The 23,669-nt window shown below is 72.7% G+C and carries 16 protein-coding genes; 6 read left to right on the top strand and 10 right to left on the bottom strand.

Annotation, left to right across the window (positions count from 1 at the left end; translation table 11 throughout):
* Positions 1-166 precede the first annotated feature (166 nt).
* Positions 167-2,251, top strand: coding sequence for an ASKHA domain-containing protein (locus BMW67_RS03345; RefSeq protein WP_072745948.1), 2,085 nt, complete (start codon positions 167-169; stop codon positions 2,249-2,251).
* 194 nt (positions 2,252-2,445) lie between these two features.
* On the opposite strand, the gene BMW67_RS03340 is transcribed toward BMW67_RS03345, so the two are convergent.
* Positions 2,446-3,015, bottom strand: coding sequence for a rhodanese-like domain-containing protein (locus tag BMW67_RS03340; protein ID WP_072745949.1), 570 nt, complete (start codon positions 3,013-3,015; stop codon positions 2,446-2,448).
* 244 nt (positions 3,016-3,259) lie between these two features.
* Here BMW67_RS03340 and BMW67_RS03335 point away from each other — a divergent pair, with 244 nt between their 5' ends.
* Positions 3,260-3,736, top strand: coding sequence for a YbjN domain-containing protein (locus tag BMW67_RS03335; RefSeq protein WP_072745950.1), 477 nt, complete (start codon positions 3,260-3,262; stop codon positions 3,734-3,736).
* A 3-nt stretch (positions 3,737-3,739) separates the two neighbouring features.
* On the opposite strand, the gene dnaE is transcribed toward BMW67_RS03335, so the two are convergent.
* The 9 genes from dnaE to BMW67_RS03290 all read right to left on the bottom strand — a co-directional run bounded on the left by dnaE (position 3,740) and on the right by BMW67_RS03290 (position 18,005).
* Entirely contained in the window at positions 3,740-7,216 is a 3,477-nt protein-coding gene (gene dnaE / locus BMW67_RS03330) for a DNA polymerase III subunit alpha (protein WP_072745951.1), read from the bottom strand.
* A 61-nt stretch (positions 7,217-7,277) separates the two neighbouring features.
* The gene (locus tag BMW67_RS03325) at positions 7,278-7,967 is read right to left on the bottom strand and encodes an ABC transporter ATP-binding protein (protein WP_072745952.1); all 690 of its coding nucleotides are present in this window, start codon (positions 7,965-7,967) and stop codon (positions 7,278-7,280) included.
* Positions 7,960-9,288, bottom strand: coding sequence for an ABC transporter permease (locus BMW67_RS03320; protein WP_072745953.1), 1,329 nt, complete (start codon positions 9,286-9,288; stop codon positions 7,960-7,962). The genes BMW67_RS03325 and BMW67_RS03320 overlap by 8 nt, the downstream gene beginning before the upstream one ends.
* Positions 9,289-9,418: 130 nt before the next feature.
* A complete protein-coding gene (gene proS / locus BMW67_RS03315) occupies positions 9,419-10,756 on the bottom strand; it encodes a proline--tRNA ligase (RefSeq protein WP_072745954.1) in 1,338 nt (445 codons plus the stop codon).
* A gap of 342 nt (positions 10,757-11,098) precedes the next feature.
* Positions 11,099-12,598 carry a Ppx/GppA family phosphatase gene (locus BMW67_RS03310; RefSeq protein ID WP_072745955.1) on the bottom strand — a complete coding sequence of 500 codons (1,500 nt, stop codon included), beginning with the start codon at positions 12,596-12,598 and terminating at the stop codon, positions 11,099-11,101.
* A 106-nt stretch (positions 12,599-12,704) separates the two neighbouring features.
* Positions 12,705-14,888, bottom strand: a complete 2,184-nt coding sequence (locus BMW67_RS03305; protein WP_072745956.1) for an RNA degradosome polyphosphate kinase — start codon at positions 14,886-14,888, stop codon at positions 12,705-12,707.
* A 128-nt stretch (positions 14,889-15,016) separates the two neighbouring features.
* Positions 15,017-15,799, bottom strand: a complete 783-nt coding sequence (locus BMW67_RS15355) for a P-loop NTPase family protein (RefSeq protein ID WP_072745957.1) — start codon at positions 15,797-15,799, stop codon at positions 15,017-15,019.
* Complete coding sequence (locus BMW67_RS03295; protein WP_072745958.1) at positions 15,796-17,115, bottom strand: AI-2E family transporter; 1,320 nt, start codon at positions 17,113-17,115, stop codon at positions 15,796-15,798. The genes BMW67_RS15355 and BMW67_RS03295 overlap by 4 nt, the downstream gene beginning before the upstream one ends.
* A gap of 101 nt (positions 17,116-17,216) precedes the next feature.
* A complete protein-coding gene (locus BMW67_RS03290) occupies positions 17,217-18,005 on the bottom strand; it encodes an NAD kinase (RefSeq protein ID WP_072746105.1) in 789 nt (262 codons plus the stop codon).
* Positions 18,006-18,392: 387 nt separating this feature from the next.
* On the opposite strand from BMW67_RS03290, the gene glyA reads away from it, so the two are divergent.
* The 4 genes from glyA to BMW67_RS03270 all read left to right on the top strand — a co-directional run bounded on the left by glyA (position 18,393) and on the right by BMW67_RS03270 (position 23,614).
* Positions 18,393-19,691: a serine hydroxymethyltransferase gene (glyA, locus tag BMW67_RS03285; RefSeq protein ID WP_072745959.1), complete on the top strand. Its 1,299-nt coding sequence runs from the start codon at positions 18,393-18,395 to the stop codon at positions 19,689-19,691.
* A 138-nt stretch (positions 19,692-19,829) separates the two neighbouring features.
* A complete protein-coding gene (gene nrdR / locus BMW67_RS03280; protein WP_072745960.1) occupies positions 19,830-20,294 on the top strand; it encodes a transcriptional regulator NrdR in 465 nt (154 codons plus the stop codon).
* 4 nt (positions 20,295-20,298) lie between these two features.
* Complete coding sequence (ribD, locus tag BMW67_RS03275) at positions 20,299-21,474, top strand: bifunctional diaminohydroxyphosphoribosylaminopyrimidine deaminase/5-amino-6-(5-phosphoribosylamino)uracil reductase RibD (protein WP_072745961.1); 1,176 nt, start codon at positions 20,299-20,301, stop codon at positions 21,472-21,474.
* A 385-nt stretch (positions 21,475-21,859) separates the two neighbouring features.
* Positions 21,860-23,614 (top strand): acetolactate synthase 3 large subunit, encoded by a 1,755-nt coding sequence (locus tag BMW67_RS03270; RefSeq protein WP_072745962.1) that lies wholly within the window; start codon positions 21,860-21,862, stop codon positions 23,612-23,614.
* The last annotated feature ends 55 nt before the right edge of the window (positions 23,615-23,669 follow it).

Genomic DNA, 23,669 nt, shown 5'->3' with positions numbered 1-23,669 from the left:
CCCAGCAGCCCGGCGCCCCGCCCCCGCCGCCGGGGCCAGGCCGCGCGCGCCGCCCGCAGGCTCGACGAATTCCGCCCCCGTTCCGCCGCTTCGCGCCTGTTCCTCGGGCCGCGATGACGCTACATCTGCCCTCGCGCGCCCGCCCCCACGCAGGAAGGAATCACGCATGACCGCCCCCGCCGATCCCGACGCCCCGCAGGACATGGCTCGCGCCCAGGACGCGCTGGTCGTGTTCACGCCCTCGGGCAAACGTGGACGCTTTGCGCTGGGCACGCCGATCCTGACGGCGGCGCGCCAGCTGGGCGTCGATCTCGATTCGGTCTGCGGCGGGCGCGGCATCTGCTCGAAATGCCAGGTCGCGCCCAGCTTCGGCGCCTTCCCCAAGCTGGGCGTCGAGGTGCGCGAGGACGCCCTCAGCCCCTGGAACCAGGTCGAGGAGCGCTACCGCGCCAAGCGCGGCCTTGCGCCCGGGCGGCGCCTGGGCTGCCAGGCGCGGGTGATGGGCGACGTGGTCATCGACGTGCCGCCCGAAAGCCAGGTCCACAAGCAGGTGGTGCGCAAGCGCGCCGAAGCGCGCGAGATCGTGCTCGATCCCGCCACGCGGCTCTACTACGTCGAGGTCCCCGAGCCCGACATGCACAACCCCAAGGGCGACATGGAGCGCCTGCGCGACGCGCTGGCCGAACAGTGGGGCCTGGCGCATGCGCAGGGCGATCTGCGCACCCTGCAGGGGCTGCAGGCGGCGCTGCGGGCGGGCGAGTGGAAGGTGACGGTCGCCGTCCATCAGGGCGCGCAGACCGGCGGCGCGCGCATCATGCAGGTCTGGCCCGGCTATCACGAGGGGCCGATCCTGGGCGTGGCCTTCGACGTCGGCTCGACCACCATCGCCGGGCACATGGTCGATCTGGCCAGCGGCCAGGTGCTGGCCTCGTCGGGGCTCATGAACCCGCAGATCCGCTTCGGCGAGGATCTGATGTCGCGCGTCTCCTACGCCATGATGAACCCCGGCGGCGCGGCCGAAATGACCCGCGCCGTGCGCGAGGCCCTCAACGCCCTGATCGGCCAGCTCTGCGCCGAGGCGCGCGCCGACCGCGGCGCGGTGCTCGAGGGGGTGATCGTCGGCAATCCGGTGATGCACCATCTGCTGCTGGGCATCGACCCGCGCGAGCTGGGCTGGGCGCCCTTCGCCCTGGCCACCTCGGATTCCATGGAGCTCTGGGCCGCCGAGATCGACCTCGAGATGCACCCCGACGCGCGCCTCTACATCCTGCCCTGCATCGCCGGGCATGTGGGCGCGGATGCGGCGGCGGTGGTGCTGTCCGAGGCGCCGCACCAGTCCGACGACCTGGTGCTGATCGTCGATGTGGGCACCAACGCCGAGATCATCCTGGGCGACCGGCGCCGGCTGCTGGCGTGCTCGTCGCCCACGGGGCCGGCCTTCGAGGGCGCGCAGATCTCGGCCGGCCAGCGCGCCGCCCCCGGCGCGATCGAGCGCGTGCGCATCGACCCGCAGACCAAGGAGCCGCGCTTTCGCGTCATCGGCTCGGATCTGTGGTCCGACGCGCCGGACTTCGACGGGCGGTCGGTCACGGGGATCTGCGGCTCGGGCATCATCGAGGCGGTGGCCGAGATGCGCATGGCCGGCATCATCGACGAGGACGGGGCCATCGGCTCGGCCGAGGCGACGGGCAGCGCGCGCTGCGTGCCCGACGGGCGCACCCATGCCTATGTCCTGCACGACGCCTCGGCCGAGGGCGGGCCGCGCATCCTGGTCACCCAGGCCGATGTGCGCGCCATCCAGCTGGCCAAGGCGGCGCTGACCGCCGGCGCGCAGCTGCTGATGGACAAGATGGGCGTCGAGAAGGTGGATCGCGTGGTGCTGGCGGGGGCCTTCGGCGCGCATATCTCGCCGCTGCACGCGCTGGTGCTGGGCATGACGCCCGACTGCCCGGTCGAGAAGATCACCTCGGCGGGCAACGCGGCGGGCACGGGCGCGCGCATCGCGCTGCTCAACGCCGCCGCGCGGCGCGAGATCGAGACCGTGGTGCGCCGGATCGAGAAGGTCGAGACCGCCGTCGAGCCCCGCTTTCAGGAGCATTTCGTCAACGCGATCGCCATTCCCAACAAGGCCGCGCCCTATCCCGAGCTGGCCAAGGCGGTCACGCTGCCCAATCCGCGCTTCGGCGCCGGCGCCGAAGGCGAAGGCGGAAGCGAGGGCGGCCGCCGCCGGCGCCGGCGCCCGCGCGGCTGAGGGCGGCGCGGCATCGGCGCGCGCTCGGGCGCGCCGCGAGGCCCGCCCGCCGGCGGCCGGCGTCGGTCGCGCCCGATCCCGCTTCGGTCGCGCCCGGCCCGCCGCCGCGCGCGGCTGCGGCGGATCCGGCCGAGATTTGCCGCGCCCGGTTTTGCGCGCGGCGCCCCGGTGCGCGGGCCGCGGCCGGCGCGCGCTCAGAAGGCGCCTTCGACCGTGGTCAGGCCCAGCGCCAGCCAGTCCTGCATGCCGCCGCGATAGTAGTGCATGCGCTCGGGCGGAAAGCCCTCGCGCGCCATGGCGCGCAGCGCGGTCGGGCTTTGCGGGCAGACGGGGCCGTTGCAGAAGGCAACGACGTGACGGGCCTTGGCGCAGTCCCATCCCTGGCCCGCGCGCGCGCAGCCCAGCTCGTCGAGCCGCTGCGCGACCTCGGTGTAGGGAATGTGGATCGAGCCGGGAATGGTCGCCTTCACGCGCCATTCGATGGTGCGCATGTCGACGACGACCCAGTCGGGATCGCCGAGCGCCTCGAGCACCTCGATCTCGGTCGCCGGATGCGCGCCCTCGACCGGAACCAGCGGCTGCAGCCAGCCCTTGTTGAGCGCGCAATCGGTCATCACGCGGGTGATCTCGACGGGGCCGTCCTCGGTCTGGACCGTCACCGACTTGACCCCCTTGAAGATGTCGAGCCTTTCGGGCTGCTCGGCGGCGGCGGGCTGGACGGCGAGAGCGGCGGCGGCGATCAGCCAGCCGGCGATGCGGCGCATGGCGTTTCCTTTCCCTGGCGCGCGCGGGCGGCGCGCATAGTTGCTGATTTCACATTCATATATCGTTTTTTGCGCATCCGCCACGCCCGACTGCAGGATTTGCGCGCCCCCGCCAAATCGGCCATGATGAACGGACCGCATTGGGGGCCGCGCCGCGTTGGGTTGTGCGTCCTTGCTTCGACGCCTCCGTCAACGAAACCGCCATGCGCATGGCGCGCCGCGTGGCCCGAAAAGGATGCGAGCCATGAAACACCTTCGCGCCGCGGCCCTGGCGGCCGCCGTCGCTCTTGCGCCGCTGGGCGGCGCGGGCGCCGCCAATGTCGAGGCGGACAATCCCTGGCGCATCGCCCAGATCCTTCAGAAAGAGGGCTACAAGGCCGAGCTGGGCGTGACCTCGAAAGGGGCGCCCAAGATCGAATCCGCCGCCGAGGGCAAGAAGTTCACGGTCTTCTTCTACGGCTGCGCGAACGGCCAGGACTGCAAGTCGATCCAGTTCAGCTCGGGCTTTCGCAACAAGAGCCCCATCACCGCGGCCAAGGTGAACGAGTGGAACCTTGGCAAGCGATTCGCCCGCGCCGTGTCCACCGACAAGGGCGACGCCTTTCTGCGCATGGACGTGAACATGAAGAATGGCGGCGTCTCGCAGGCGACGTTCGAGAACTCGCTGGCGCTGTGGTCGCTTCTGCTGGCCGACTTCAAGCGCCATATCGGCTGGCGCTGAGGGTCAGAACTCCTCGACCTCGACCACCCCCTGCGCCGCCTTGATCGCCCCGGCGACCTGCGGCGACAGGGGGTATTCGCCCGGCAGCGCCAGCTCGACCTCGCAGGGCAGATCCGGGGCCAGAAGCACCAGGTTGACCGGCCCGCGCGCGCGGCCGCGGGCCGGCGCGGCGGCGCGGGCCTCTTCAAGGCGGGCGCGCAGGGCCGGCAGCGCCTCGGCGTCGTTGACGAACACCCGCAGCCCCATCGACGCGCCCCCCGCCACCGCCGCGTCGATGGGCTGGGCCGCGCGCACCAGCAGCTTGACCGCATCCTCGCCCTCGGCATGGGCCTCGACGGTCAGCACCACGTTCGAGCCGGGCTCGAGAATGTCGCGGTATTGCGCCAGCGCCTCGGAGAACACCGTCGCCTCGAACATCCCCGTCGGGTCCGAGAGCTGCACGAAGGCAAAGCGCGAGCCGCGGGCGCTCATGCGCTCCTGCCGGCCCAGCACCGTGCCGGCGATGCGCGCCGTCAGCCCCGCGCCGGTCGCCTTGCGCGCCAGCTCGGCATAGGTCATCACGCGCTGACGCTCGAGCGCGCCGCGGTAGTCGTCCAGCGGATGGCCCGTCAGGTAGAAGCCCACCGCCGCCTGCTCCTGCGTCAGCCGCTCGGTGGGCAGCCAGTCGTCGGTGCGCGCCAGCGGCGGCGGGGGCAGATCCTCGCCCGCCTCGCCGAACAGCGAGGACTGGTTCGAGGCGCGCTCTTCGGCGACGGCGGCCGACCAGGCGATCAGCCGCTCGAGGCTTTCGAAGACGCGGCGGCGGTTGCGCTCGAGCGCGTCGAACGCGCCGGCGCGCGCCAGGTTCTCGAGCGGGCGCTTGCCGACCTTCTTCAGGTCCACGCGGCGGGCGAAGTCGAACAGGTCGGCGAAGGGGCCGCCCCGGGCGCGCGCCTCGACGATCAGGCGCATGGCGTCGGCGCCGACGTTCTTGAGCGCGGCCAGACCGTAGAGGATGCGCCCGTCCTCGACGGCGAACTCCACCTCCGAGCGGTTCACGTCGGGGGCGATCACCTCGATGCCCAGCCGCTTCACCTCGCGCATGTAGACGGCCAGCTTGTCGGTCAGGTGGATGTCGCAGTTCATCACCGCGGCCATGAACTCGACCGGGTGGTTGGCCTTGAGCCAGGCGGTCTGGTAGCTGACCAGCGCGTAGGCGGCGGCGTGGGACTTGTTGAAGCCGTAATTGGCGAATTTCTCGAGCAGGTCGAAGACCTCGCGCGCCTTGGCCTCGGGCACGCCGTTCTTGCGCGCGCCCTCGATGAACTTGGGGCGCTCGGCGTTCATCGCCTCCTTGATCTTCTTGCCCATGGCGCGGCGCAGCAGGTCGGCGCCGCCCAGGCTGTAGCCGGCCATGACCTGGGCGATCTGCATCACCTGCTCCTGATAGACGATGATGCCCTGGGTCTCTTCCAGGATGTGGTCGATCAGGGGGTGGATGGATTCGCGCTTTTCCTTGCCGTGCTTGACGGCGCAGTATTTGGGGATGTTCTCCATCGGGCCGGGGCGGTAGAGCGCCACCAGCGCCACGATGTCCTCGATGCAGGTGGGCTTCATCAGCCGCAGCGCCTCGCGCATGCCGGCGCTTTCGACCTGGAACACCGCCACCGTCTGCGCCGAGGCGTAGAGCTCGTAGGTCTTGGGGTCGTCGATGGGAATGCGCGAGATGTCGACCTCGACCCCGCGCTTGCGCAGAAGGTTCACCGCGCCCTGGATCACCGTCAGCGTCTTGAGGCCGAGGAAGTCGAACTTGACCAGCCCCGCCTGCTCGACCCATTTCATGTTGAACTGCGTGGCGGGCATGTCCGAGCGCGGGTCGCGGTAAAGCGGCACCAGCTCGTGCAGCGGCCGGTCGCCGATGACCACGCCCGCCGCATGGGTCGAGGCGTTGCGCAGCAGCCCCTCGAGCTTGCCGGCGTAGTCGAGCATCTGCGCCACCACCGGCTCGCGCGCGGCCTCTTCGCGCAGGCGCGGCTCCTGCTCGAGGGCGCGCTTGATCGAGACGGGCTTGACCCCCTCGACCGGGATCATCTTGGACAGCCGGTCGCACTGGCCGTAGGGCATCTGCAGAACGCGCCCCACGTCGCGCACCGCCGCCTTGGACAGGAGCGCGCCGAAGGTGATGATCTGCGCCACGCGGTCGCGGCCGTATTTGCGCTGCACGTAGGCGATGACCTCTTCGCGCCGGTCCATGCAGAAGTCGATGTCGAAATCGGGCATCGACACGCGCTCGGGGTTCAGGAAGCGCTCGAACAGCAGCGAGTAGCGCAGCGGGTCGAGATCGGTGATGGTCAGAGCCCAGGCCACCAGCGAGCCCGCGCCCGAGCCGCGCCCCGGCCCCACGGGGATGTCGTGATCCTTGGCCCACTTGATGAAGTCGGCGACGATCAGGAAATAGCCCGGAAAGCCCATGCGCTCGATGATATCGAGCTCGAAATCCAGCCGCTTCTGGTATTCCTCGGGCGGGGCGGCGTGCGGCACGACCGCCAGGCGCGCCTGCAGCCCCTCATTGGCCTGGCGGCGCAGCTCCTGCACCTCGTCGTCGGCGAAGCGCGGCAGGATGGGCTTGCGCGTGCGCGCGCGATAGGCGCAGCGGCGGGCGATCTCGACGGTGTTCTCGACCGCCTCGGGCAGATCGGCGAAGCGCGCGCACATCTGCTCCTGCGTCTTGAAGTGGTGCTCGGGGGTCAGGCGGCGGCGGTTCTCCTGCGTGACATAGGCGCCCTCGGCGATGCAGATGAAGGCGTCGTGGGCCTCGAACATCTCGGGCGTGTCGAAATAGACGTCGTTGGTCGCCACCAGCGGCAGCCGCAGCTCGTAGGCCAAGGCGACCAGGCCGGGCTCGGCGGCCTCTTCCTCGGGGGTGCGCAGCGGGCCGCCCTGCTCGGGGCCGGGGCCGTGGCGCTGCAGCTCGACATAGAGGCGGTCCGGGAAGATCTCGGCCAGCCGCTCGAGCAGCGCGCGCGCCTGCGCGCGGCGGCCGCGGCGGATCAGCGCGCCGACCGGGCCGAGCGGGCCGCCGCTCAGGCAGATCAGCCCCTCGGCCCGCTCGGCGAGCTGGTCGAGCGTGACATGCGGCGCGGCGTCGCCCGATTCGAGAAAGCTGAACGAGACCAGCGCCATCAGGTTCAGATAGCCCGTCTCGTTCTGCGCCAGCAGCACGATGGGCAGCGGGTCCGGGTCGCGGTCGCCCGGGCGCTCGGCCTTCTCGAATGCCAGGGCCAGCTGCGCGCCGACGATCGGCTGGATGCCCGCCTTGGCCATGGTTTCCGAGAATTCGAGCGCGGCGAACAGGTTGCCCGTGTCGGTCACGGCCACGGCGGGCATGTTGCGCTCGGCGCACAGCTTGGGCAGCGCCTTGACGTGGATGGCCCCCTCGATCAGCGAGTAGGCCGAGTGCACGCGCAGGTGGATGAATCGGGGGGCGTCGGTCGCGGTCATGGCCTCACCTTACCAAGCCGCGCGCCGCCGCCGCCAGAGCCGATGCCAAGCGGGCCGCCGCTCAGGAGGCGGGAACCAGGCGCCCGCGCTCGAGCCGCAGCGCGCGGTCCATGCGCGCGGCCAGCTCCATGTTGTGGGTGGCGATCAGCGCGCCCTGCCCCTCTTCGCGCGCAAGGCGGGCCAGCAGGGCGAAGACGCGCTCGGCCGTGTCGGGGTCGAGATTGCCCGTCGGCTCGTCGGCCAGAAGGATGCGCGGGCGGTTGGCCAGCGCCCGGCAGATGGCCACGCGCTGCGCCTCGCCGCCCGAAAGCTGCGCCGGCCGGTGCGCCGCGCGCCCCGCCAGGCCGACGGCGTCGAGCAGCGCCATCGCGCGCTCGCGCGCGCGCCGGCGCCCCTGGCCCGCGGCCAGAAGCGGCAGCATGACGTTCTCGAGCGCCGTGAACTCGCGCAGCAGGTGGTGGAACTGATAGACGAAGCCGATCGCGTCGCGGCGCAGCGCGGTGCGCGCGCGCTCGCCCAGCGCGCCGGCGTCGCGGCCGCCGATCTCGACGCGCCCCGAATCGGGCCGGTCGAGCAGGCCGGCGATGTGCAGCAGCGTCGACTTGCCCGCCCCCGAAGGCGCGGTCAGCGCCACGGTCTCGCCGGGGGCGACCTCCAGATCCACCCCGCTCAGCACGCGCACCTCGCCCGGCAGCCCCTTGGCGTAGGTGCGGGCGATTCCCGTCAGCCTCAGGGCGGGGACGTCACTCATCGCGCAGGGCCTCCACCGGATCGAGCCGCGCCGCGCGCCGCGCCGGGCCCAGCGTCACCAGGAAGCTGAGCGTCAGCGCCAGCCCCGCCGCCCGGCTCACGTCCCAAAGGCGCAGCTCGGCCGGGAAACGCGACAGCACCCGCACCTGCGGATCCCACACGCCGCCGCCCAGCGCGCCGTTCACCAGGTCGAAGATCGGGTCGATGTAGATGACGAACAGCACCCCCAGCGCGACGCCGATCGCCGTGCCCGCCACGCCCACGCCCGCGCCGCACAGGAAGAACACGCGCATCACCGCCCCCTGCGACAGGCCGATGGTGCGCAGCACGCCGATGTCGCGCCGCTTGTTGCGCACCAGCATGACCAGGCCCGAGACGATGTTGAGCGCCGCGATCAGCACCACCATCGACAGGATCATGAACATCGTCGCGCGCTCCATGTCCAGGGCCGACAGGAAGGCGCCGTTGGCGTCCTTCCACGTCCACACCACCCCCTCGGCCCCCACCGCCGCCTGAATGGCCCCGTCCAGCGCGCCCGGCGCCTTGCGCGAGCCCAGCTCGTGCGGGCGCGCCACCTGCGCCTCGATCAGATCCGCCGCGTCGCCGCGGTTGAAGAAATCCTGCGCGGTCTCGAGCGGCATGTAGAGCCGCGTGCGGTCCACATCCGCCCGCCCGATGCGGAAGATGTAGGCGACGCGGAAGATCCCCTGCTTGGGCGCCAGCCCGAAGGGCGTCGCAAGGCCGTTGGGCAGGATCAGCGCCAGCTCGTCGCCCACGCGCACGCCCAGCTCGCGCGCCACGCCCTCGCCGATGGCCACCGACTTGCCGGTCACGTCGTCCAGCGCGCCCGCGGCCGCCTCGGGCCGCGCGATCCAGGGCAGCGCGCGCAGGTCCTCAAGCCGCATCCCGCGCGCGATCACCCCCGCGTTGCGCTGCCCGTGCGAGGCCAGAAGCTGCGCCTCGACCACCGGCGCGACATGGGTCACCCCCTCGATCCGGGCGATGCGCGCGGCCAGCGCCCCGGCGTCGCGCAGCGCGCGCTCGGCGCGCCCGTTCTCCCAGCGCGTGACGGGGTAGACGCTCACATGTCCCTCGGCGCCCAGAACGCGGCTGGTGAACTCCTCGCGAAAGCCGACCATCACCGCCATGACGACGATCAGCGTGCCCACCGCCAGCGCGATGCCCGCAAGCGCATACCACACGATCGCCGACACCCCGCCCTCGGCGCGGCGCGCGCGCAGGAAACGCCAGGCGATCAGCCACTCATGCGCCGAGAAGGGCGCCGTGGCGCGGGTCGCCCCCTCGGGCGCGCGGCCGCTCATGGCGCGCCGCCGCCCATCGGGGCGGCCGCGCCGCGGGGGGCTCGAAGCCCCGCGCGGCGCGCCCCCCGCGCCCCCGCCGCCGGGTCGGCGCCCGCCCCTGCCATCGCCCCGCCCATCGCGCCCGCCGCCGTCAACGCGCCGCGTAGATCTGCGCCAGGCGCGCGACCAGCGCGTCGGGGGTCATCTCCTCGCTGCGCCCGGTGCGCCGCTCGGTCAGCTCGACCACGCCGTTGGCCAGCCCGCGCGGCCCCACCGTCACGCGCCAGGGCAGACCGATCAGGTCCATGGTCGCGAACTTGGCGCCGGCGCGCTCGGAGCGGTCGTCGTAAAGCGGGTCCACCCCGGCCGCGCTCAGGCGCGCGTAAAGGTCCTCGCAGGCGGCGTCGGCGGCCGCGTCGCCCTGGCGCAGGTTCACGATGCCCGCGCCGAAGGGCGTCACGCCCTCGGGCCAGACGATGCCGCGCTCGTCGTGATGGGCCTCGATCAGCGCGCCGACAAGGCGGCTGACGCCGATCCCGTGCGAGCCCATGTGCACGGGCACGCGCTCGCCCGCCTCGTTGGTCACCAGCGCGCCCATGGGCTCGGAATACTTCGTGCCGAAGTAGAAGATCTGCCCCACCTCGATGCCCCGGGCCGAGCGGCGCCGCTCTTCGGGCACCTGGGCGAAGAGCGCCTCGTCATGCGTCTCGTCGGTGCGCGCATAGGGGGCGGTCCATTCCTCGCGGATGGCGGCCAGCTGCGCGCGGTCGTCATAGTCGATGGCCCGATCGCCCAGCGTCAGATCCTCGACGGCGGAATCGTAGAACACCTCGGACTCGCCCGTCTCGGCCAGGACCAGGAATTCATGCGTGTCGTCGCCGCCGATCGGACCCGAGGCCGCGCGCATGGGAATCGCCTTGAGCCCCATGCGCTCATAGGTGCGCAGGTAGCTGACCATGTGCCGGTTGTAGGCGTGGATGGCGTCCTCGGGGGTCAGATCGAAATTGTAGCCGTCCTTCATCAGGAACTCGCGCCCGCGCATGACGCCGAAGCGCGGACGCACCTCGTCGCGGAACTTCCACTGGATGTGATAGAGGGTCAGCGGAAGCTGGCGGTAGCTCGATACATGGGTGCGGAAGATGTCGGTGATCATCTCCTCGTTGGTCGGGCCGTAGAGCAGGTCGCGCTTGTGGCGGTCGCGGATGCGCAGCATCTCGGGGCCGTAGGCGTCGTAGCGCCCGCTCTCGCGCCACAGCTCGGCGGGCTGGAGCGTGGGCATGAGCATGGGCAGATGGCCCGCGCGCTGCTGCTCTTCATGCACGATCTGCTCGATGCGGCGCAGCACCTTGTAGCCCATGGGCAGCCAGGAATAGATGCCGGCGCTCGATTGCTGGATCATGCCCGCGCGCAGCATGAGCCGGTGCGAGGCGATCTGCGCGTCGGCGGGAGTTTCCTTGAGGACGGGAAGGAAGTAACGGGTCAGGCGCATGAGCGTCGTCTCTCCAGCAGCGCGGAAGTTGGGCCGAGGCGCGCGGGGCGCGAGCCCGCGGCCGGGGCTTGGTGTAGGCGATGCGCGGCGCGCGCGCAATGGCGCGCCGGGCCGGGGGCGGATGCGCGCCGCCTTGCGCCTGGCGCATGACGGGCTTGCATTGGCGGAAGATCTGCGCAATCTTCCTTCCGCCGGCGCGACAAAGACGCATCTTGGCTCAAGTCTAGGGGGGAACGGTCCGCGATCAGCGGACCGTTTTCTGTTCGGGCCGGGATCTTGCGGCGCCCGGGTCCGCGGCGCGCGGCCCGCGTCGGGCAAGGGAACGCCCGGCCGCGCGGGGCCTCAGCCTTCGGCCGGCTGCGCCTGCGCGGCGCCGATCGCGATCTCGGGGGCCAGCTTCAGCGACTGCGCCACCGCCGCCAGGCGCTTGCGCACCACCTCGCCGGCCAGATCGGCCAGGTCCTCGGGCAGCCGCAGACGCAGCGCCTTGTCCGCGCGCTCGAGCGCGACGCGCGGCAACACGCCGGGCGCCGAGGCCGCCAGCATGGCCCCGAGGCGCACGCCGCGGCCCAGCACCCTGGCCTGCGCAAGCTGCTCTGCGGTCAGCAGCTCGGCCGCGGGGGTCGCCTGGCGGCGGCTGCGCGCGGATTTGTAGCGATAGCCGAGCGCCGCGCCCATGAAGGCGCGCTCGGCATGGGTCACGCCCGAGATGTTGGCCCGATACACCGTCTCGAGGCAGGCCAGGTCGCGATAGTCGGGGTGGCTGTTCCACGCCACGTCGCTGAGCAGGCACACCGCCGTGATCAGCCGCGACATCGCCGGCGAGGCGTCGGGGAACAGCGGCCGCACCCAGGCGTCCAGCTCGTCGCCGAAGCCGGGGAAGCGGGCCTGGCGGCGCTCCATGTCGCGCGCGGCCGACAGGAGCGGATCCTCGGCCCGCTGGGCGGGGTCGAGATGCTCGTAGAGCACGCCCTCGCGCAGGCCGAAGGCCGAGACCGCCACGCGCCGGGGCGCGGCGGCGCGGATCAGCCGCGCCAGCACCCGCGCGCCCAGCGGCGTGACCGCAAGCCGCGCCGCCGAGGCCGAGATCTGCCGCGCCAGCGCCTTGGGGTCTTCCTCGGCCACGCGCTCGGCGGTGGCCAGCATGACCTCGGCGGGCAGCTCGAATTCGTGCAGCACCTGAAGGGGGTAGCGTTCGCGCGTCATGTGGATCTTGGCCAGGGCGCGCCAGGCGCCGCCGACCAGGAACAGGCGCTCGGGAGCGGGGTCGAGAATCGCGCGCGCATCGGCAAGCGCATGGTCGATCACCGCATCCAGCGCCGCCGCCCCGCCCTGCACCCCCGCCAGCCGCAGCGGGCCGAGCGGAAAGGTGCGGCCCATGCCCACGCGCCCCTCGCCCACGCGCGCCAGCTCGAGCGAGGCGCCGCCCAGATCGGCCACCACGCCGTCGGCGCCCGGCCAGCCCAGCAGCACGCCCTGCGCGGCCAGCCGCGCCTCGTCCTCGCCCGAGGCGATGCGCAGGCGCAGGCCGGTCTCGCGCTCGACCTCGTCGCGAAAGGCGGCGCCGTCGGCGGCCTCGCGCACCGCGGCGGTGGCGATTCCGTCCAGCGCCCGCACCCCCATCAGCCGCGCCAGCAGGACGAAGCGCCGGATCGCGGCCATGGCGCGCGCGCGCCCCTCGACCGAAAGCCGCCCCGTCGCGTGCAGATCCGCGCCCAGCCCGCACAGCACCTTTTCGTTGAAGAAGTAGGCCGGGCTGCGGGTCATGGCGTCGAACACCACCAGGCGCACCGAGTTCGAGCCGACATCGACGACGCCGATGCGTCGGGAGGACTGGGTCATGCGCTGTCTCCCGGGGCCGGGGCCCCCGTCCTGTTTCGTCGCAACCAGGGCTGGGGGTGACATGGGCCGCGGCGCGGGTCAAGCGGCGCGTGGCCGCGCGCGCCCCTCAGCCCTCGGCGGGGGTCTCGATCAGCCGCGGCGCGTCCTCGGCGCCGGCGCGCCCGCGCCCCGACAGCGAGGGATGGCGCATGAAGAACTCGTGGCAGCTGAAGGGCGTCTCGCCCGCCGGCGGGGCCGCGCGCACCCATGCGCCGTCGGGCTGCAGGACCCAGCTTTGCGCCTCGTCGCGCAGGTTGGCGGCCATGACCTGCTCGAGGATCTGGGCGTGCACGGTGGGGTTCTTGATGCGCACCAGCGCCTCGACCCGGCGGTTGAGGTTGCGCCCCATCCAGTCGGCCGAGCTGATCCACACCTCGGCGCGCGGGCTGGGCAGGCCGTGGCCGGCGCCGAAGCAGACGATGCGCGAATGCTCCAGAAAGCGGCCGACGATGGACTTGACGCGGATGTTCTCGCTCAGCCCCGGCACGCCCGGCCGGACGCCGCAGATGCCGCGCACCACCATGTCGATCTTCACCCCCGCCTGCGAGGCGGCGTAGAGCGCGTCGATGACCTCGGGTTCGATGACCGAGTTGAGCTTGACCCAGACCTGCGCGGGGCGGCCGGCGCGCGCATGGGCGATCTCGCGCTCGAGCCCGGTCAGGATGTGGCGCTTGAGCGTCTTGGGCGACAGGCGCACATCCTCGAGCCCGACCGGCTCGGCGTAGCCGGTGACGTAGTTGAACAGCCGCGCCGCGTCGCGGCCCAGCGCCTCGTCGCAGGTGAACAGGCTCAGATCGGTGTAGATGCTGGCCGTGATGGGGTGGTAGTTGCCCGTGCCCCAATGGGTGTAGATCACCAGCCGCTCGCTCTCGCGGCGCACCACCATCGAGACCTTGGCATGGGTCTTCCAGTCGATGAAGCCGTAGACCACCTGCGCGCCCGCGCGCTCGAGCTGGCGCGACTGGCGGATGTTGGCGGCCTCGTCGAAGCGGGCCTTGAGCTCGACCAGCGCGGTGACCGACTTGCCGTCCTCGGCCGCCTCGCACAGGGCGGCGACGATGGGGCTGTCCTTCGAGGTGCGGTAGAGCGTCTGCTTGATCGCCAGCACGTCCGGGTCGCGCGCCGCCTGGCGCAGGAAGTCGACGACGATGCCGAAGCTTTCGTAGGGATGGTGCAGCAGCATGTCCTTCTGGCGGATGGCCAAGAAGATGTCGCCGTTGTGGTCCTTCACCCGCTCGGGCACGCGCGGCACATAGGGCGGGAACAGCAGGTCCGGCCGGTCCTTGATGACCAGCTCGGACAGGTCCTTGATGCCGATCATGCCGGGGATCTCGATGACCTCCTCGCGCGCCACGCCCAGCTCGTCGGCGATCATCTCCTTCAGCCGCCGGGGCGCGCCGGCGGCGATCTTCAGCCGGATCACCTCGCCGCGCCGGCGCCGCTTGAGCGCGACCTCGAATTCGCGCACCAGGTCCTCGGCCTCTTCCTCGACCTCGAGGTCGCTGTCGCGCAGCACCTTGAAGGCGGCGTGGCCGACCATCTCGTAGCCCGGGAACAGCCGGTCCAGGAACAGCTGCATCAGCTTCTCGAGCGGCAGGAAGCGGATGACGTCCGAGCGCCCGCCGTCGAGGCGCACGAAGCGGCGCACCTGCTGGGGCACGGGCAGGATGGCGTCCAGCGTCTCGCCGTCCTCGACGCGGCGCAGCTGCAGCGCCAGGGCGAAGCCCTCGTTGGGGATGAAGGGGAAGGGATGCGCCGGGTCGATGGCCAGCGGCGTCAGGACGGGGAACACCTCGCGGATGAAGCGGTCCTCGAGGCGGTCGATGTCGGCCTGGGTCAGATCGGCGCGCGCCAGCACGCGGATGCCCTCGCGCGCCAGCTCGCGGCGCAGCTCGTCCCACACGGCCTGCTGGCGGTCCATCAGCACGCGCGCGGCGGCGTCGATGCGCTCGAGCTGCTCGCTGGGCGTCAGCCCGTCATGCGAGCGCGTCTCGACCCCGCCGCGCACCAGGCCGCGCAGGCCCGCGACGCGCACGGTGTAGAACTCGTCCAGATTCGAGCCCGAGATGGACAGGAAGCGCACGCGCTCGAGCAGCGGGTGGCGGCGGTTCTCGGCCTCTTCGAGGACGCGGCTGTTGAAGTCGATCCAGCTCAGCTCGCGATTGAAGAAGCGCGCGGGCGAGGCGTGATCGAAGGCGACGATCCGCTCGGGCTCGGGGGCGCAGGGGTGGTTGAGGAAATCGGCGCGCATGGGCTGTCTTCCGTCGCAGGCGTGGCGGGGCTCGGCGGTTCTAGCATGTCGCGGCGCGCGCGTCAGCGCCGGCGGGCCGATCCCGGGGCGGCGGCGCGCGCCGCCGGCCGGCCCGGACGCGGCCGGCCTCAGCCGCGGCCGGCCTGCGGCGGCCGTTCTTCCGGCGCGGCGGCGGGCTCGGCGGCCTCTTGCGGCGTCTCGGCGCAGGGGGGCTCGGGCGTCAGGCCCAGCGCCTCGGCCGCAAGGGCGCGGGTGATGCGCCGGTGCGCCCGCAGCGCCGCCTGGTCCACCGCCGCCACCGCCGCCTGCGCCGCGGCGAAGGATCGCTCGATCCGCGCGGCCAGAAAGCCCGGCACGGCGGCCGAGATGTCGACCTGCCGATCGCGGAACAGCTTGACGATCAGCGCCTCGAGCAGCGCGTCGTCCGGCGGCGCAAGCCGCGCCAGCGCCAGCGCCTGCAGCCGCGAGGCCAGGTCGGGCGTGCGCAGCGCCCAGCGCACCGGCGCCTCGCGCCCCGTCACCAGCAAGGCGCCGCCCGTCGCCGCCAGGCGGTTGTGCAGGTGAAACAGCGCCGCCTCGGCCGCGCGCGGGTCGGGCGCCTGGGTGATGCGGTCGGCGTCCTCGACCGCCACCGCGCCCGCCTCGGCCAGCGCGACCGGGTCCTCGTTCGCCAGATCGGCGGCGCGGCGGATCTCGGCGCCGCTGTCCTCGGCCCAGACATGGACGAGATGCGTCTTGCCCGAGCCCTGCGGACCGATCAGCGCCAGCCGCCCGCCGGGCCAGCCGCGCCAGCCGTCGATCATCGCCACCGCCGCCGCGTTGGCGCGCGAGACGAAGAACGCCTCGCGCCCGCGCGCGGCGCGCATGGGCAGATCCAGGGCCAGCTGACGGCCAAGGCGCGGGGCGCTCATGCCTCCGGCTCCGCATCATCGGCGCCGGGCGCGCCCTTGCGCGCCTGGCCCGGGCGCGCGGGCTGGCCGGCGCGGGGCGTTCCCTCGGCGCCGCCCCCGGCCCCGGCGCCGCTCTCGGCCCCGCCGCCCCCGGCCCCCGACTGCGCCCCCGCCTGCGCCCCCGCCATGGCCGCCAGCGCCGCCGCGCGCGCCAGCCGCTCGGCCGCGGCGCGCAGCTCGTCCTCGGCGATGTCGAGCGCGCGCTCGGGCGCCCCCTGCGCCAGCGCCGCGCGGCCCAGATAAAGCCGCCCGGCCTTGTATTGCTCGATCGCGAAGCGCGCCAGCACCCCGATCGCCGCCGCCGCCGGCACCGCGATCAGCAACCCCGTGAAGCCCATCAGCGCCCCGAAGGCGCTGAGCGCGAACATCAGCGCCACCGGATGCAGCCCCACCGAGCCGCCCACCAGCTTGGGCGTGAGCACGTTGCCCTCGATCGCCTGCCCCAGAACGAACACCCCCGCAACCACGGCGATCATCTCGGGCGCGTCCCAGAACTGGAACACCGCGACCCCCAGCGCCATGGCCCCGCCCAGGATCGAGCCGACGAAGGGGATGAAGCTGATGAGGCCGGCGAAGACGCCGATCATCAGCCCGAAATCCAGCCCCGCCGCCGACAGGCCGACCGCGTAGAAGGTCCCGAGAATGGCGCACACGGTCAGCTGCCCGCGCACGAAGCCCGCCAGCACCCGGTCCATGTCCCGCGCCAGGCGCCGCAGCGTGCCGACATGATCGCGCGGCGCCCATTCGTCCAGCCGCGCGACCATGTGGTCCCAGTCCAGCAGCAGGTAGAAGGCGACCACGGGCGTCACCAGCAGCAGCATCACGAAATCGATCAGCGCAACCCCGCCCGACCAGACGCTCTTGAGCGCGCTCACGCTCCACTCGTTCAGGTTGCGGCGGAAGGCGTCAAACCCCTCCTGCAGCACGCCGCCCTCGGCCAAGAGCTCGGGCCTGCTCGTCTGGATCCAGGCGCGCAGGGCCTCGGCATAGGCGGGCATGGCCTCGACCAGCTTGCGCGCCTGGTCGGCGATGGCCGGGATCAGCACCAGCATGGCGGCGACGAAGGCCAGCGCCATGAACAGCGTGATCAGCGCCGTGGCCAGCGCCCGGCTCAGCCCGCGCGCCTCGAGCCGGTCGGCGACGGGATCGAGGAAATAGGCCAGCGCCGCCCCGGCCAGGAAGGGCGTCAGCACGTCCGACAGCGCCCAGGCCGCGGCCACCGTCGCCGCCAGCCCGCCCAGCCACCATTTCGCCTGCTGCGCCGCGCTCAGCGCCATGCCTCGCCTCCCGTGACGGCCCCTGGCCCCCCGGCGCGCCCGCGCGCGCCGCCCCCCGTTCGTGCCTTGGCCGCGCGCGCGATGCAAGCGGGGCGCGGGGCTCAGGCGAACTGCTCGCGGATCAGCCGCTCTTCCAGCCCGTGGCCGGGGTCGAACAGAAGCTCGTGCGTCACCGCCGGCTCGATGCGCACATGCACCCGCGCCACGTCGCGCACCTCGGCGTTGTCCGCCGTGGCCGAGACCGGGCGGCGGCCGGGCTCGATGACCTCGAGCGTGACCTGCGCCGCCTTGGGCAGGATGGCGCCGCGCCAGCGCCGCGGGCGAAAGGCCGAGACCGGCGTCAGCGCCAGCACGTCGGCATGGATGGGCAGGATCGGCCCATGCGCCGAGTAGTTGTAGGCCGTCGAGCCCGCGGGCGTGGCCACCATCACCCCGTCGCAGACCAGCTCGGCCAGGCGCTCCTGCCCGTCGATCAGGATGCGCACCTTGGCGGCCTGATGACGCTGGCGGAACAGCGCGACCTCGTTGATGGCCAGCGCCTCATGCGCGCGCCCCGACAGATCGACGGCGGTCATGCGCAGCGGGTTGATGCGCGCCGATTCGGCCCGGCGCAGCCGCGCGATCAGCCCGTCGGGCGAGTAGTCGTTCATCAGAAAGCCCACCGTGCCGCGGTGCATGCCGTAGACGGGCAGGTTCAGCCCCTCGGTCTCGTGCAGGGTCTGCAGCATCAGCCCGTCGCCGCCCAGCGCCACGATGACGTCGGCCTCCTCGAGCGGCGCCTGGCCGTAGCGCTCGGTCAGGGCGCGGAAGGCGCGGCGGGCGGCGGGCGCCTCGCTGGCGCGGAAGCTGATCCGCTCGAAGCAGCGCGCCGCCGCGCCCCCCTCGGGCATGGGCGCGCCGCCCGCGCCGACGTCCATCTCATCCGCCCTCGCGCTCACATCCCGCTCCCCTTGCGCGCGCCGCCGCCCCGCCCCGCCCCGCGCGGGCCGCGCGCGAATCGCCATGCCGCGCGCCGGGCGGCGGCCGGCGCCGATCCGCCCGGCGCGGGGCGCAGAATGGCCCGCGCGGGCCGAGGCTTCAAGAACGCGATGACGCCGATCGCGGCGCGGCGCCGCCGATCGCGAACGCGCGCCCCTCATCGGCGGCGCCCCGGGCGCGACGCTTCGCCCCCGACCCGCCAGGCGCCGCATCCGGCGCGAGACAACGCCGCCCGGGGCCGCTAAACAGACCCGGCGCCGCCCGAAGGCGGCTTCGCCGACTGTTCAGGAGACACGCCCATGACGGACGCCACCGCCCGCGATCCCGGTTTCTTCACCCAGCCCCTGGCCGAGCGCGACCCCGAGCTGGCCGCCGCCGTCGCCGCCGAGCTGACGCGCCAGCGCGACGAGATCGAGCTGATCGCGTCGGAAAACATCGTCTCGCGCGCGGTGCTCGAGGCGCAGGGCTCGGTGCTGACGAACAAGTATGCCGAGGGCTATCCGGGCCGGCGCTACTACGGCGGCTGCCAGCATGTGGACGTGGCCGAGAACCTGGCCATCGAGCGCGCGCGCAAGCTGTTCGGCTGCGCCTTCGCCAACGTCCAGCCCCATTCGGGCAGCCAGGCCAACCAGGCGGTGTTCATGGCGCTGATGAAGCCCGGCGACACCTTCCTGGGCATGGACCTGTCCTCGGGCGGGCACCTGACCCACGGCGCGCGGCCCAACCAGTCGGGCAAGTGGTTCAACGCCGTCCATTACGGCGTGCGCCCGCAGGACTGCATGATCGACTACGACCAGGTCGAGGCCCTGGCGCGCGAGCACAAGCCCAAGGTGATCGTGGCGGGCGGCTCGGCCGTGCCGCGGCGCATCGACTTCGCCCGCTTCCGCCAGATCGCCGATTCGGTCGGCGCCTGGCTGCACGTGGACATGGCCCATTTCGCGGGGCTGGTCGCCGGCGGGCAGCATCCCTCGCCCTTCCCGCATGCGCATGTGGCCACCACCACCACCCACAAGACCCTGCGCGGCCCGCGCGGCGGCATGATCCTGACCAATGACGAGGAGCTGGCGAAGAAGTTCAACTCGGCCATCTTCCCCGGTCTGCAGGGCGGGCCGCTGATGCATGTCATCGCCGCCAAGGCCGTCGCCTTCGGCGAGGCGCTGCGCCCCGAGTTCCGCGACTACGCCGCGCAGGTGGTGCGCAACGCCCAGGCCCTGGCCGACGAGCTGATGAAGGGCGGGCTCGACATCGTCACCGGCGGCACCGACACGCATCTGATGCTGGTCGATCTGCGGCCCAAGGGCGTGACCGGCGCCGACGCCGAAAAGGCGCTGGGGCGCGCGCACATCACCTGCAACAAGAACGGCATCCCCTTCGATCCCGAAAAGCCCACCGTCACCTCGGGCATCCGCCTGGGCACGCCGGCGGGCACCACCCGCGGCTTCGGCGAGGACGAGTTCCGCGCCATCGGCCGCATGATCGTCGAGGTGATCGACGGCGTCGCCGCCCGCGGCGCCGAGGGCGACCCCGAGGTCGAGGCCCGAGTGCGCGAGCGGGCCGTGGCGCTGTGCCGCGCCTTCCCGATCTATCCCGGCCTCTGAGCGCCCCGCCCCGCGCCCCCGCGCCCCTACGGGGGCCGGGCGGCGCGGGGCCGCATCTCGGGCCTGCGCGCGCGCCCTACCCAAGACCTTGCCGGGCGCCTATAGTGGCTGCGCCCGATCGAGGATGAAGGACCACAAATGCGCTGCCCCTTCTGCGGAAACACCGACAGCCAGGTCAAGGACAGCCGTCCGGCCGAGGACCACGCCGCCATCCGCCGCCGCCGCTCCTGCCCCGCCTGCGGCGGCCGCTTCACCACCTACGAGCGCGTCCAGCTGCGCGACCTGACCGTCATCAAGAAGAACGGCCGGCGCGAGGATTTCGACCGCGACAAGCTGGCCCGCTCGATCCGCATCGCGCTGCAAAAGCGCCCCATCGAGCCCGAGCGCGTGGACCAGATGATCTCGGGAATCGTGCGCCGGCTCGAAAGCCTGGGCGAGACCGACATCCCCTCGGAGGCCATCGGCCAGATCGTCATGGAGTCGCTGGCGCGCATCGACACCGTGGCCTATGTGCGCTTCGCCTCGGTCTACAAGAACTTCCAGGAGGCCGACGACTTCGAGGATTTCGTGGCCGAGCTGCGCCCCCCCGCCGCGGAAGACTGAGCGCATGCCCGCCCCGGCGGCTTCCGCCCCCACGCCCCCCGACCCCGAGACCGACCGGCGCTGGATGCGCGCGGCGCTGTCGCTGGCGCGCCGGGCGCTGGGCCGCGCCGCGCCCAACCCCGCGGTGGGCTGCGTGCTGGTGCGCGAGGGGCGCGTGATCGGGCGCGGCTGGACCATGCCCGGCGGCCGCCCCCATGCCGAGCGCGTGGCGCTGGACCAGGCGGCGGCGCTGGGCGGCGCCGAGGCCGCGCGCGGCGCAACGGCCTATGTCACGCTCGAGCCCTGCGCCCATCACGGCCGCACCCCGCCCTGCGCCGATGCGCTGATCGCGGCCGGGGTGGCGCGGGTGGTCGCGGCGACGGGCGATCCCGACCCGCGCGTGAACGGCAAGGGGCTGGCGCGCCTCGGCGCGGCGGGGATCGCGGTCGAGACGGGCGTGCTGCGCGCCGAGGCCGAGGCGCTCAACGCCGGCTTCCTGATGCGCCACCGCGCCGGGCGCCCGCTGGTGACGCTGAAGATGGCGGCCAGCCTCGATGGGCGCATCGCGCTGGCCTCGGGCGAAAGCCGCTGGATCACCGGCCCCGAGGCGCGCCGGCGCACGCATCTGATGCGCGCCGAGGCGGACGCGCTGATGATCGGCTCGGGCACGCTGCTGGCCGACGATCCGGCGCTGGACGTGCGGCTGCCGGGGCTCGAGGACGCCAGCCCGGCGGCGGTGGCGCTGGACGGGCGGCTGCGGATGCCGCCGCACGGACGCCTGGCGCGGGCGGCGCGCGCGCGCCGCGTGCTGGCGCTGCACGGCCCCGACGCCGCGCCCGAGGCCGCCGCCGCGCTGCGCGCGCTGGGGGTCGAGACCGTGCCCGTCGCGCGCGGCGCGGACGGGCGGCTCGACCTGCGCGCGGCGCTCGGCGAGCTGGCCGAGCGCGGCTTCAACTCGGTGCTGTGCGAGGGCGGCGGCGCGCTGGCGGCGGCGCTGATCCGCCAGGACCTGGCCGACGAGCTGGCCTGGTTCCACGCCGGCGCGGCGCTGGGCGCGGATGCGCGCCCGGCGGTGGGGCCGCTGGCGCTGGCCGGGCTGGCGCTGGCGCCGCGCTTCGAGCTTGTCTCGCACGAGCGTCTGGGCGCCGACGTGCTGACGCGCTGGCGCCGGCGCGAATCGGCCGGCGGCGACGGCGAATGACCCGCCGCCGGGCGCCGCGATGGATTTTGTTGCGCAGGGCGACGCCTTGCCGCACGAAAATTCCGCGCGAGGGCGCGAAATCGCATCCGGCGCTCTTGACCCCGCCGCGCGCTGTGGTAACGATCGGCGCATCGGAAAGGATCGGATCATGGATCGTCTCGTACTTGGATGCTGGCGCGCTGACCGTCGGACGTGACCCCGTCCGGCCCCGTCGCGCGCATGCCCCCCGCCGGGGGTTTTTTTGTGTCCCGCGCCGAGCCGCCCCATGGCCCGCCCGGCCCCGAACGCCCGCCTGGCCGCGCGACGCGGCGGCGGGCTCCACACGCAGCCACCGCGCGGACCGGCCGACCGGCCCGCATCGACGGACAGCATACGGAGAAGAGCGATGTCCCGCGAAATGACCGGCGCCCAGATCGTCGTCCAGGCCCTGAAGGATCAGGGCGTGGACACCGTGTTCGGCTATCCGGGCGGCGCGGTCCTTCCGATCTATGACGAGCTGTTCAAGCAGAACGACATCCGCCACATCCTGGTCCGCCACGAGCAGGGCGCCGCGCACGCGGCCGAGGGCTATGCGCGCTCGACCGGGCGGCCCGGCGTGCTGCTGGTCACCTCGGGCCCCGGCGCCACCAACGCCGTCACCGGGCTGACCGACGCGCTGATGGACTCGATCCCCATCATCTGCCTCAGCGGACAGGTGCCCACCTTCCTGATCGGCAACGACGCTTTCCAGGAAGCCGACACCGTGGGCATCACCCGCCCCTGCACCAAGCACAACTGGCTGGTCAAGGACACCGCGCGCCTGGCCGGGGTGATCCACCAAGCCTTCTACGTCGCCACCCATGGCCGCCCGGGCCCAGTGCTGATCGATATCCCCAAGGACGTGCAGTTCGCCATGGCGCCCTACGTCAAGCCGGACAAGGCCCCGCGCCTGCCCTACGCGCCGCGCGTCAAGGGCGACCCCGAGCGCATCCGCGAGGCGGTCGAGCTGATCGAGAACGCCCAGCGGCCCATCATCTATTCGGGCGGCGGCGTGGTGAATTCGGGCCCCGAAGCCAGCCGCCTTCTGCGCGAGCTGGCGGACGAGACCGGCTTTCCCGTCACCTCGACGCTGATGGGGCTGGGCTGCTATCCGGCCTCGGGCAAGGGCTGGCTGGGCATGCTGGGCATGCACGGCACCTTCGAGGCCAACATGGCCATGCATGACTGCGACGTGATGATCTGCATCGGCGCGCGCTTCGACGACCGCATCACCGGCCGCACCGACGCCTTCTCGCCCGGCTCGAAGAAGATCCACATCGACATCGACCCCTCGTCGATCAACAAGAACATCCTCGTTGACGTGCCGATCGTGGGCGACGTCAAGAACGTGCTGGCCGACATGATCGCGCTCTGGCGCGAGCGCGGCGCGCGCACCCGCGCCGACCGGGTGGACAACTGGTGGCGGCAGATCAAGGAGTGGCGCTCGGTGCAGTGCCTGCGCTACCGCAACTCGGACAAGATCATCAAGCCGCAATACGCGCTGCAGCGCCTGCAGGCGCTGACCGCCGACCGCGACCGCTACGTCACCACCGAGGTCGGCCAGCACCAGATGTGGGCCGCCCAGTTCCTGGGATTCGAAGAGCCCAACCGCTGGATGACCTCGGGCGGCCTCGGGACCATGGGCTACGGCGTGCCGGCCTCGGTCGGCGTGCAGATCGCGCATCCCGACGCACTGGTCATCAACGTGGCCGGCGAGGCCAGCTTCATGATGAACATGCAGGAGATGTCCACCGCCGTGCAGTATCGCCTGCCGGTCAAGCAGTTCATCCTGAACAACGAGCGCCTGGGCATGGTGCGCCAGTGGCAGCAGCTTCTGCATGGCGAGCGCTACTCGGCCAGCTGGTCCGAGGCCCTGCCCGACTTCGTCAAGCTGGCCGAGGCCTTCGGCTGCAAGGGCATCCGCTGCGACGATCCCGCCGACCTGGACGACGCCATCCGCGAGATGCTCGACCATCCCGGCCCCGTCATCTTCGACTGCGTGGTCGAGAAGCACGAGAACTGCTTCCCCATGATCCCCTCGGGCAAGGCGCATAACGAGATGCTGCTGGGCGACGCCGCCACCGAGGGCGCGATCGAGGCCGGCGGCGCCGTGCTCGTCTGACCGCGCGGGGCGGCCGCGCGCCGCCCCGCCTTGGCGCCCCGACCGGGGCCTTTTC

Source organism: Oceanicella actignis (genome assembly GCF_900111545.1).
Classification (GTDB): domain Bacteria; phylum Pseudomonadota; class Alphaproteobacteria; order Rhodobacterales; family Rhodobacteraceae; genus Oceanicella; species Oceanicella actignis.
The sequence above is the reverse complement of the archived record's forward strand: the minus strand, read 5'-3'. Positions and strand labels throughout refer to the sequence as shown.